10 protein-coding genes are annotated in these 10,329 nt (G+C 73.6%); 1 reads left to right on the forward strand and 9 read right to left on the reverse strand.

What is annotated here, in order from left to right:
* The 9 genes from AC31A1_RS37910 to AC31A1_RS37950 all read right to left on the reverse strand — a co-directional run.
* On the reverse strand, nucleotides 1–460 hold a 460-nt coding region (locus AC31A1_RS37910; RefSeq protein ID WP_489657640.1), incomplete at its 3' end, for a protein phosphatase 2C domain-containing protein.
* Nucleotides 457–1,233 carry a vWA domain-containing protein gene (locus tag AC31A1_RS37915; protein WP_489657641.1) on the reverse strand — a complete coding sequence of 259 codons (777 nt, stop codon included), beginning with the start codon at nucleotides 1,231–1,233 and terminating at the stop codon, nucleotides 457–459. The genes AC31A1_RS37910 and AC31A1_RS37915, both read right to left, overlap by 4 nt.
* Entirely contained in the window at nucleotides 1,230–1,445 is a 216-nt protein-coding gene (locus tag AC31A1_RS37920) for a hypothetical protein (protein ID WP_489657642.1), read from the reverse strand. The genes AC31A1_RS37915 and AC31A1_RS37920 overlap by 4 nt, the downstream gene beginning before the upstream one ends.
* 143 nt (nucleotides 1,446–1,588) lie before the next feature.
* Nucleotides 1,589–2,692: a macro domain-containing protein gene (locus AC31A1_RS37925; protein ID WP_489657643.1), complete on the reverse strand. Its 1,104-nt coding sequence runs from the start codon at nucleotides 2,690–2,692 to the stop codon at nucleotides 1,589–1,591.
* Between the two features lie 50 nt (nucleotides 2,693–2,742).
* Nucleotides 2,743–3,420 carry an RES family NAD+ phosphorylase gene (locus AC31A1_RS37930; RefSeq protein WP_489657644.1) on the reverse strand — a complete coding sequence of 226 codons (678 nt, stop codon included), beginning with the start codon at nucleotides 3,418–3,420 and terminating at the stop codon, nucleotides 2,743–2,745.
* Nucleotides 3,420–4,115, reverse strand: a complete 696-nt coding sequence (locus tag AC31A1_RS37935) for a hypothetical protein (RefSeq protein ID WP_489657645.1) — start codon at nucleotides 4,113–4,115, stop codon at nucleotides 3,420–3,422. Before AC31A1_RS37935 ends, AC31A1_RS37930 begins: the two co-directional genes overlap by 1 nt.
* Nucleotides 4,112–7,471 carry a CHAT domain-containing protein gene (locus AC31A1_RS37940; RefSeq protein WP_489657646.1) on the reverse strand — a complete coding sequence of 1,120 codons (3,360 nt, stop codon included), beginning with the start codon at nucleotides 7,469–7,471 and terminating at the stop codon, nucleotides 4,112–4,114. The genes AC31A1_RS37935 and AC31A1_RS37940 overlap by 4 nt, the downstream gene beginning before the upstream one ends.
* A gap of 120 nt (nucleotides 7,472–7,591) precedes the next feature.
* Nucleotides 7,592–8,305 (reverse strand): hypothetical protein, encoded by a 714-nt coding sequence (locus AC31A1_RS37945; RefSeq protein WP_489657647.1) that lies wholly within the window; start codon nucleotides 8,303–8,305, stop codon nucleotides 7,592–7,594.
* Nucleotides 8,306–8,344: 39 nt separating this feature from the next.
* Nucleotides 8,345–8,776, reverse strand: a complete 432-nt coding sequence (locus tag AC31A1_RS37950) for a hypothetical protein (RefSeq protein ID WP_489657648.1) — start codon at nucleotides 8,774–8,776, stop codon at nucleotides 8,345–8,347.
* Between the two features lie 460 nt (nucleotides 8,777–9,236).
* Here AC31A1_RS37950 and AC31A1_RS37955 point away from each other — a divergent pair.
* Nucleotides 9,237–10,329: sensor histidine kinase (locus tag AC31A1_RS37955; RefSeq protein WP_489657649.1), on the forward strand; the 1,093-nt coding region annotated here is incomplete at its 3' end.

Raw genomic sequence — 10,329 nt, forward strand, 5'->3', positions numbered from 1 at the left:
GAGCGGTGGGCGGGGGGAGGACCAGGTGGCAGCGGTCGTCGTGGGTCAGCAGGGTGCCGAAGCCGTCGCCGATCGAGACGAAGGCGGTCCACGGCGGGGTCACGACCGCCGCGGTGAGGGTGGCTGCCAGGCTGCCGGATTCCGCTGAACCCGTGTCCGCGCCCAACACCCCCGCTGTTGCCCGCAGATACTCCTCGACCACCCTTCCCCCGCGCCCCGCGATCCACCGGGTCCACGCCTCCGGCGTGTCCTCCGCGTCCGGTATCTCCTCCGCCAGCAGGCGGCAGGCGGCGTCGACCGCGATGTGGGCGCCCAGGGCGCTGCGGTCGCGGCTGCTCGCGCCGTCGGACACCGCCAGTACGGCCGTGTCGCCGAGGTCGACCGCCTTGAACGCGTCCTGGCAGCCCTGCGCGGCGGCGAGATGCGCGGTGCCCTGGACGGAGGCGCCCGCGATGATCACTTCAGGCCCCTCTCCATCTCCTCCATGCGTGCGCGCTTGGCGGCGAGGGTGTCGATCTGCTGGTGGATCTCGTCCGCGTCCTGGTCCGGGCCGCTCCGGTCGGAGCTCTGGAAGAGGATGTCGAGGATCTGGCCGAAGTCCAGGTTCGCCAGCTCGGTGGTGGCCTTCGGTGCCAGGACCCGGAGCATCGGCAGGTCGGCGCCGTGCACCCCGATCACCTGGAAGACCCACTCGCCGCTCTCCTCGCCCTGGCGCACCCGCCCCGCCGTACCCGCCAGGGCCGCCGCGTCCAGGGGACTTCCCTGGGCGTCGCTCGGCGCGCCGTCCGTCAGGACCCACAGGAAGGGACGGCGCACCGGTATCCGCTGTCCCTGGAGGGCGCGGTAGCGGGAGCGGGCCAGTTCGAGGGCCGTCTCCACGGCGTCCGTCAGCCGGGTCAGCCCTTCGGCCCGCAACGTGGGCGGATGCATGCGGTCCACCGGGACGAAGAGCCGGCCGGCGTCGGCTGCCCCCGGCCCGACCGGGACCAGACGGCCCGGGCCGGGATCGTAGACGCGCACCACCGAGTCGAAGGTGATGAGGCAGACCTCCACCCGGGTGCGCAGCCGCTCCTGCGCGCGGACCCCGTCGAACCAGCGGGTCAGCGCGGTGTTCAGCTCGTCGATCCGGGGGTGTTCCGCGGGGCGGCCCATGGACGCGGAGGTGTCGAGGAGCAGGACGACGGGCTGCCGTTCCTCGTATCCGGTCCCGAACTCGATGCCGTGGACGCTCATCCGGCCGCCGCCCCGGTGTCGTCGGCGTGGGCCACCAGCCGCTGCCGTCCGGGATCGTGGCGCACGGTGACGGCCGTACCCGGCGGCAGGCCGGGTGGCTCGGGAACCATGCGCAGCAGGACGCCGTCGACGAGTACGTACGTGTCCGGGGCGGGCCAGGTCACCGTGCGACCCGCGCAGCCGTGCGCCCACTCAACCATCCCCCTGGTCATACGGCCACGGTATGTGAAGGAGGCATCACCATGCGGGGTCCTTACGTGAATTGACACCGCGTCGGTATCGGCGCCTCCGGGGTGCGGGCCGCCCAGGGGCAAGGCTCCCCCAGGCTTTCCGCCTGAGCGACCCGCCCCTCAAGTCAAGCCGACCGGCCGGGCGCCGACCGGTCGCGCTCCGGGCGGGTTCCGGCCGGGATCCGCTCCACCACCCGGGCCGCCTCCGGGGTGCGGACGACGAAGTGCACGTCCCAGCGTGCTCCGCGCGCCAGTTCCGCCTCGACGGCGCTCCACACGGCGGCCGCGCTCACCCGGTACGGAAGCCCGCCGCGCCCGGAGCCGAGCAGCGGGAAGCACACCGAGCGCAGCGGTGGGCTGTGCCGGTCGTGCTCCTCGGCCAGCAGCGCGAGCACGCGCGAGGTGGCGCGGGTGACGTCGGCGGGCAGGACGTCGTAGTCGTTGGTTCCGGCCCGGGGCCTGGCCACCGCCGCGTGGTAGATCCGTCGTACGCCCTGCTCGGCCATGGCTCCTGAACCGGTCGCCGCCACCGTTCCCGGGACCACCGGACGTCCCGAAGTGCCGTGCCGGGACGTCCACTTGCGCAGCTCGTCGAGGACCGGGTCGTCCAGCAGGTCGCCGGTCACCCCGCGGACGGAGGCGGCCCGGCGCAACGAGGCGGAGACCGAGGACTTGTACGGCTCGGGCAGCGCGAGGTGCGTGTTGACCGGGGAGACCACCACGTCCACGTCCCGCAGCAGGTCGACGGGGTGGATGTGCAGGGTGAGGCGTACGGTCCGGTCGCCGGCCAGGACGTCCACGGACCGGTGGGTGCCGCCCAGCCCGTCGCCCTCGCCCGGCTCGTCGCCCCCTTCCTCCGCCAACTCCACGATGCGGTCGGCCACTTGCCCGAGCACCATCACCTCGTGGTGCTTGCGGAAGCGCTCCTCGCTCACCCGGTACACCTCGGCCGCGCGGGCCCGGCGGGAGGACGCCGCCCAGTCCCGGGTGCCCTGGGCCAGGCCCAGGGTGTACTCGGCGGCGGTCCGCAGCGTGCCCGCGTCGAGCCGCTCCACCGCGCGGCGCAGCAGCGCCTCCACGGCGCCCTCGCGGGTGCGCGCGGTCGTCAGGGCGGCCGCGGCCGACTCCAGGACGGGCAGCTCGCGGTCGCGGAGCCTCAGCAGTCCCGCCCGGCGAACTGCCTGAAGCTCCACGAGAATTGACGCGTGGTCCAGGGATGGCGGTGCCATGCGGTCAACGATGACACCACGTGTCACACGAGAACAAGCGGGCGACGGGATCAGCCGTCGACCGGCCCCCTGATCGCCGAACTGAGCGGTTCCAGCAGCTGGTTGGCCTCCTTGACGCCCTCCGGCGAACCGAGGTCCGGGATGTTGCGGTACGGCAGCGCTTCGAGCGGTCCGTCCGCGCAGTCCGCGAAGCGGTCCCCGAAGAGCACCATGGCCCGGCGTGACGGGTTCCGTTTCGAACCCCAGATCATCCCCATGGCCTCGGGCACCTGGGCACGGAGCTCCCGCGCCCAGTCCCGCGTCCACGCGTAGCGCCCCGGCCCCTCGCTCTCCAGCAGGTCGTTGTCCTGGCGTACGGCGGCCAGCGCCGCACCGGAGCACAGCGAGACCAGCCTCATCTCGCACCGGGTCCGCACCCCGTTCAGCGACCTGCCCCGCACCTGCGCCAGGGGGACCAGCCGCATACCGGTCCCGGAGTCCCGGTCGTGCGAGCGCAGCAGGGTCTCGGCCAGAGCGGTCTCCGCGTCCATCGCCGCGTACAGAAAGGGGTACGGGTCCTCGGGCGTGCTGTCGAAGCGGCCGGCCGAGGCGCCGTGCGGGTTGAACGGCCTGAACTCCCCGGCCGCGTAACGGGACTTGTGGATCCGCCACAGATGGGTACCGGCGGGCAGCACCTCCCAGTGCGGCCGGTAGCGGTACGCGGCGGGCGACACGGTCTCCTCGTGCATCAGTCGCCCTCCACCAACGCCACGGCCGCGCCCACGAGTTCGGTGTCCGGCCGGACACCGAGGAGCGCCGCGGGCGGTCCGCCGCCCAGCCAGGTGTTGCCGCTCAGCCACCAGTCGGCGGCCCCCCACGGGTCCGCGTCGGCCAGCAGCACCCGGTTGACCTCCAGGACGACCTCGTACGGCGCTCCGCCGGGCCTGAACTGGAACTCCGGGTAGCGGTAGCCGAGTTCGGGGTCGGGGAACCTGATCAGCTCGGGCGGTGGCGCCGAGTCGCGGTAGCGGTAGCGGTCGCGGACCTCGGCGGCCGACAGGGCGGGCGCCTGGAGCAGTCTGCGCTCGACGGCGGCGATGATGGCCGCGGTGTCGGGGCGCTGTGGCGGATCGGCCAGGAGCCGGGCCAGGACCTGCTGTATCTGCCGGGGGTCGGGGGGAGCGACGGGGGCCGTACCGACGAGCCGGACGGAGTCCAGCGCCTGCCGGACCGGATGGCCGAACGGCAGCGGCAACAGGCAGAGGCGTACGGCCTGGAGGGACCGGCGCACGCCCCTGACGTCGCCCGGCGGGGTGTCGGCGAGCGCGCGCAGGTGGGTGAGCAGGAGCTGGTACTGCTCGTCGGTCAGTGCGGCGCGGATGCTGTCGAGGTGTTCGTCGATGAGACCGAGCACCCTCGTCCCGCTGTCCTCGCTCGGGGTCATGCGGTCCCCTCTCCCCCGCCGGGGTGGCCCTGATGGATGAACGCGGCCCAGACGGCGGGCCGCCCGAGGTCAGGACGGCCGATGTCCAGCCGAAGGCCGTCGCTCAGACAGCCCGGATCCTTCCGGTCCGGGTCGAGCATCCACACCTGCGCGGCCCGCAGCGCGTCGACGGGGCTGAGCCCGGCCCGCAGATGGTGGTGGAACACCGCCATCAGCAGGCTCGTCGCGCCGTCCTGGGCCGTCCACCGCGTGCCCACGACATCCCGCGCGCCGCCCGAGACGAAGGCCGTGGTGAGGGTCAGCGCCTCGTCGTGGTCACGCGTGCTCAGGTCGGTCTGGCAGGCGCTCAGGACGATCAACGGGCCGTCCGGTGCCGCCTGTTCGGCGGGCTGCGGCCGGTCGAGCAGCCGGGTCACGGTGAGCCGGCCGATCTCCTCGCCGGGATCGGCGGGGGCTAGGTGCAGGGCCGACTCCGTCGGCCGTACCCCCGCCATGCCGTGCGTGGCCAGATGGACCATCGAGTGGTCCTGGGCGAGCAGGGCCAGCAGCTGGTCGGGTGTGCCGGCCGGCACCGAGTCGCGCGGGAGAGTGGCGAACTCGCCGTACAGCCGCGCCCCCGGGTAGAAGGCGTTGCGCAGTTCCAGCACCTCCAGCTCGGCATACGTCAGCGAGAGGCTCGGGTCCGCCACCATGGCCGGGGCCGAGACCGGATCGCGCGGCGCGCGTCCCGCCGTACGCAGGAACTGGCTGCCGGAAGCCGCGTAGCTGATCACCAGGGCCTGGCAGAGATAGTCGTACGGGGCGTCCGCGGGGAAGCGGGCCGCGTGCCAGGGGACGATCCCGAGACGGCCGCAGGGGACGAGGACGACCCTGGGCGTACGGCGGCCGGCGGCGTCGCCCGGGAGGTGCTCCTCCAGCCCGGCGAGGACATGGACGAACACCTCGTACGCCCAGTCGCACAGCTCGGACAGGGCCCCTTCCCAGGCCTGTTCCGCCCGCGGGTCGGCGTGGTCCGCGGAGCGGGCTTCGGCCGCGTCCAGGTACCGCTCCAGCGGGGCACTGTCCGCCTCGGAGAGCATGGGCAGCCCGCCCACGCCGATACCGATCTCGGGGCCCACGGCCAGCACCATGCCCGGGGCCTCGCCGTCGCTGCCCGGGACCAGATAGATCAGCGCGTCCGCGCCGGACTCGCCCACGCCGTCCGCCAGTTCGCGCAGGGTGGGGGTGGTCAGCAGGCTTCCCGGCTCCCGGTAGCCGAGGGCCTCCAGGGACTGCCGGCGCAGTTCGCTGGGGAGCCGCGCCGGCAGCTCGGCGCTGTCGGCGGCGCCGGACTTCCGCCAGGCGGCGGCGAGTTCGGGATGTCCGCGCTCCTCCAGCAGTTCCGGGACGGCCCGGGAGGTGGCCGCCGCCTCCAGCACCAGCGCCCGGCCCAGCTCCAGGGCGGCGACCGCGTCCTCCACCTTCCCGTGCGCGGCGGCCCACAGGGCGGCCCGTACGCCGAGGGAGGCGCCCTTGCGGGCGGTCGTCAGACGGTGTTCGGCGCCGTGCTGGAGGAGGACGTCGGCGGCGAGGGTGGCCAGGGCCTCGTTCGCCGCGTCGGTGGCGGCCGCCACGTCGGACTCGCCCTGCTCCCGGTGCCAGCGGGCGCGGTAGGACTCGGCGAGCGACCACAGGGACTCGGCGGCGACGCGCGGGGCCAGCCCCTTGCGGATGCGCTCGCGGAGCCGTTCCAGCGTGGTGATGGTGGCGTCGAGGTCCGCCGGTTCCCTGGTGACGCTGTAGCGCATGCCGAGGCGGTTCGCGCCGGTGTACAGCTGCTCGGTGGAGGCGTCCGGTGGGGGAACGTCCCGGTCCGGGACGACCGTCGTGTCACCGGCCAGGAGGGAACGCACGGCCGCGATGTCGGGAACCATGGCCTCCAGCTCCTCGGTCCCGATCGGGAGACCGCTGTTCCCCGCGGCCGTCCTGCCCTCGTCGAAGTCCGCGAGTCCGCCCAGGAGCAGCTCCCTGCCCAGGGCCGGCTCCCTGCCCAGGATGAGTCGGCCCAGCATGAGGCGGGCCATGGCACGCGTGATGAGGGCCGCGAAGCGGAAGTCGTGGTCCTCGGGGACGGACTCGGCCAGAGCCTCGGCCCTGGGCAGGAGGGCACGGAGCCGCTCCACGTCCTCGGCCTGCCCGGCGGTACGGACCTCCGTCATCAGGCCCATCACGTCCGCCATGATCCCGAAGCCGTCGGCCATGGGGATCGAGCTCTCCGACTGGCGCCGCAGGAAGCCGGTGATCGTGTCCGTGTGCGCGAGACCGAGTTCCTGGTCCTGGAGGGTGCCGCCGGCGCCTTCGCTCACGTTGAGCAGCAGGGCCATCATGCCTTCGAGGGCGTCCTTGTCGGGCGTGCCCTCCGGCAGCGCGTCGAACGCCTCGCGCAGCCGCCCGAGCTGCTGGTTCAGGGCGGCGGGATCGCCGCCGCCCGTCTGGTTTACGAAGTCCACGGACGTGGTGTTCACGGCCTGCAACGCGGTGATGAGCCGGCGGAAGTCGTCGGGGGTGCGGGGCGTGAACGGGACGTCGGAGGGGTCCGGGGCCGCGCTCGTGTCACCGGTGTCCGAGCCGGTGCCGGGCGGCGTGCCGGGGCCGGGAGGCGTGCCAGGGCCCTTCTCGGCGCCCGCACCACCGCTCATCGCCGTCATGAGGTTCGTCATCATCTGCCGCAGCTGATCGCTGCCCGGAGAACCGTCGTCGGGCACGAGGCTCGTGAACAGGTCGCGTATCCCCTCGGCCGAGGGATGCGCATGGAGGTCGCGCACCTGCCGCAGGCGCTCCAGGGTCTCCGCCGGCAGCGGGAGTTCGGCCGCCTCCGTCACCAGCTCCCGCACCTCGGCGGCGAAGGCGGTCATCCCGCCCGGCCCCTCCCGCATGATCATGTCGAACACGGCGGTCACGTCCGGCTCCGGCGCGAGCCCGCCCAGCATCTCCTGAAGCGGCATCGCATGCGAGAGCAGGAACAGCGCGGCCCACCGCCGGTCCTCGGTGGAGGCCGACGCCCCGGTCTCCGTGGCCGGATCCCGTACGTCCCGCAGCAGGGCGTGCGCCCGCTCCCGGTCCTCGGGCGTCCCGCCCCCGACGGCATGGCGCAGGGTGAGGGCACCACCGAGCCATACGGTCACCGAGCCGCGCAGCCCGGGATCGTGGTCCAACAGGCGGGCGAGCGCGTCGAGTTCGGTGACCGAGTCGTCATGGGCGCGGGAAGGCCGGGCGACGGTGTCCGGCGCCGGTATCAGCGCCTTCGCCCGCCCGACGGCCTCGTGGGCCCAGGCCCGCACCGCCTGAACGCCACCGGTCTCCTCTTCTTCCCCCACCGGTACTCCTCACGTCCCGAGGACATCGACAGTCCGTCAACAGTCCGTCCCGATCTCCATGATGACGACATGTCCGGCACCATGAAGCCCGATCACCGAGCTTTTCCGGCCGACGCCCGGTCAACACCCGGAACTCGCCCGGGACGCGCCCGGACCGGCCGGGGCGGAGCGGGCACCGGGGACGGTCGGCCCCGGCCGGGACACCCCCGAAGCTCCCGGATCCGCCCGCATCCCGCGCCGCAGCTGTCGCAGCCGTGCCCACAGCGCGTCGATCTCCGCCCGGGCGGCGTCGAGCGAGTCGCCCGGGCGGGGGACGCCGTCGTCCAGCCGCCGGAGTGTGCCGTAGAGGGCGCCGAGGGCGTGGGCGACCTCGCCGGACAGGGCGAGCACGGGGTCGGGCAGCCGCATCTGGGCCTCCGCGTACACGTCCCGGTGCAGATCCCGGGCCTCGGTGAGGCGTTGTCGTACGGCGTGCGGATCCCCCGTGCCGCCCAGGGCGTGCAACTGATCGGTGAGGGCGGCCAGATACTGCCGGGTGGCGGTGTTGAGGGCGACGTAACAGCTGCGCCGCTCCTCCCTTTCCCGGGCCCGCGTCTGTGCCTGTTCGGCCCGCTCCTGCTCACGCCGCCGGCTGAGCTCGGCCGCCCGCTGGGTGAGCAGCGCCGACAGCAGGGTCCCGGCCACCCCGACGATCGCCACGACCGGCGACCCCGCACCACTGACGTCCATCACCCTCACCCCCGTGTCGCCGTACACCTTCAGCGAACCGGCGCCGCCCCCGCCGGGGAACCCCACGACCGAGGACCGCCCGGCCTTCGCCCGCGTCCCGCCCACGCGGGGCCGACATCGGCCGGTGGACCAGGCGTCACGGCATCAGTCGGTCCGGGCGTGGCCCCGCACCACCTCCCGCAGCAACTGCTGGCCGGCCGCGCTCGCGCCCGCCAACCCGGCGAAGCCCGGGGCCAGGCAGTCGGCGAGGAGGGTGAGACCGCGGGCGTCCAGGACCGAGGAGGCTGCTGTGACGCCGGTCGAGGCGATGGCGATGGTGAAGCCGGCGGCCAGGACGGTCAGGGTCGCGAGGTGGAAGTCGTGGTCGAACTCGCGTGACTGCCAGTCGATGTCCGTGCCGGTGAGGGGGTACTGGCCGGGGGTGAGGCCGGTCAGCGCGGCGCGGGCCGCGTCCAGGCGGCTCGGGTCCGTGACGGTTGCCGTCAGCCGGCGTTCGTCTCCTGTGCCTGTGCCTGTGCCTGTGCCGGTCGGGACCCACGTCGTCGTGATGCCGAACAGGGCGAAGAAGCCGGCCACGGCCCGTCACCAGGGAGCCCAACATGCCCACCACCCACGGGCCGATGACCGACAGCGCCGCGAAGACCGCCGCGCAGCGGTACACCACCGCGTTGATGTCCCAACGGGCCTACGACCACCTGGCGCAGGCCCGCCGGCGCGCTGACCGTCACTATCAGGACCACGCCGGTGAGGACGGTGAGGAGGACCGGCGTGCCCACCCAGAGCTCGGATACGTACCCAACTGCCGCCCGCCACTGGGACGTTGGAAGCCAGTGGCAGCGACGTCGCATAGCCCAGCGCCCCCGGTACCGCTCCTGCCGTGGCCGTCAGTGCCGCCTCCGCCGCCGCCGTTCCCGCTAGGCGCCCAACATGCCCCGCCGCTAAGGCACTTCGCCTCGGACGGGCGACCGGTTCGCGCCTCTCACGTCGTCCTTTCGGCCGAGGCCGGGCGGCAACGGGCGCCCCTACGCTGCGAGTTGTGCGAGAACTGGACGATCAGCATCTGGGCGACGAGCAGACGCCCCTCTCCCGGCTGTCCCGCCGTACCGCGCTCACCGCGCTGGCCCTGGTCATGGCGCTGTTGTGGGTGCTCGACGTGGCCTCCGTCGTCACCACCGCCGGGCTCGAAGGGAACGGGGTCTGGTGGCGGGTGGTGCCCGGGGTCGTGGCCGCCGTGGCGCTGTTGCTGCCCGGTGCCGAGGTGCGCGCGTTGACCTGGGGTGCGGGGGTGGCCGTGGCGGTCTCCTGGGCGGTCACGGTGGGGCTGTTCGGGTCCGTGACGTCGACCTTCGCCGGGTGGGGCCTGCTGGAGACGCTGTGTCTGCTGCTCCTGTTGGTGCGTACGGCGAAGGACGTGCCGTCGCGCTGGGCGGCGGCAACTCTGGGCGCGGCGCTCGGTGTTGCCGTGATCGCAGCGCCGATGCGGTTGGACGTGAACGGGGTCGTCTTCTCCTTCCTGCTGACGTTCCCCACGGGTGCCGCCGTCGGGCTCGGCTGCTATCTGCGGAGCCTCGACGACCGCAGAAGGCGTGCGGTCGCGGAGGTGCGGCAGAGCGAGCGGCTCGAACTCGCCCGGGAACTGCATGACTTCGTCGCACACCACGTCACCGGGATCGTCGTGCAGGCGCAGGCCGCGCGGGCGATCCGGGAGAGCGCGCCCGAGCAGGTGGACGTGCTGCTGGGGCACATCGAGCGGGCCGGGTCCGAAACCCTGCAGTCCATGCGGAAGTTGGTGCGGGTGCTGCGCGAGGACGACGGCCGGGCGGTGCGGCCGGGGGATCTCTTCGCCGAACTCGGGGAACTGGTCGCCGCGTTCGCCGAACGTGACGCCCCCGCCACCCTCCAGGTCGCGGCCGAGGTGCGGCAGGCGCGGCCCGATCCCGAGGTGGAGACGTCCGTGCGGAACGTGGTGCGGGAGGGGCTGACGAACGTACGTCGGCATGCCTCGGGTTCGCCGTCGGTGTCCGTGCGGGTCGCGTTGGCGGGCGAGGGGGACGGGGACGGGCGGCGGCTTCGGGTCGAGGTGCACAACCCGCCGTCCTCGCGGCGGGCCGCGCCGAACGCCGAACCGC

The organism is Streptomyces sp. P5F9 (assembly GCF_057961495.1).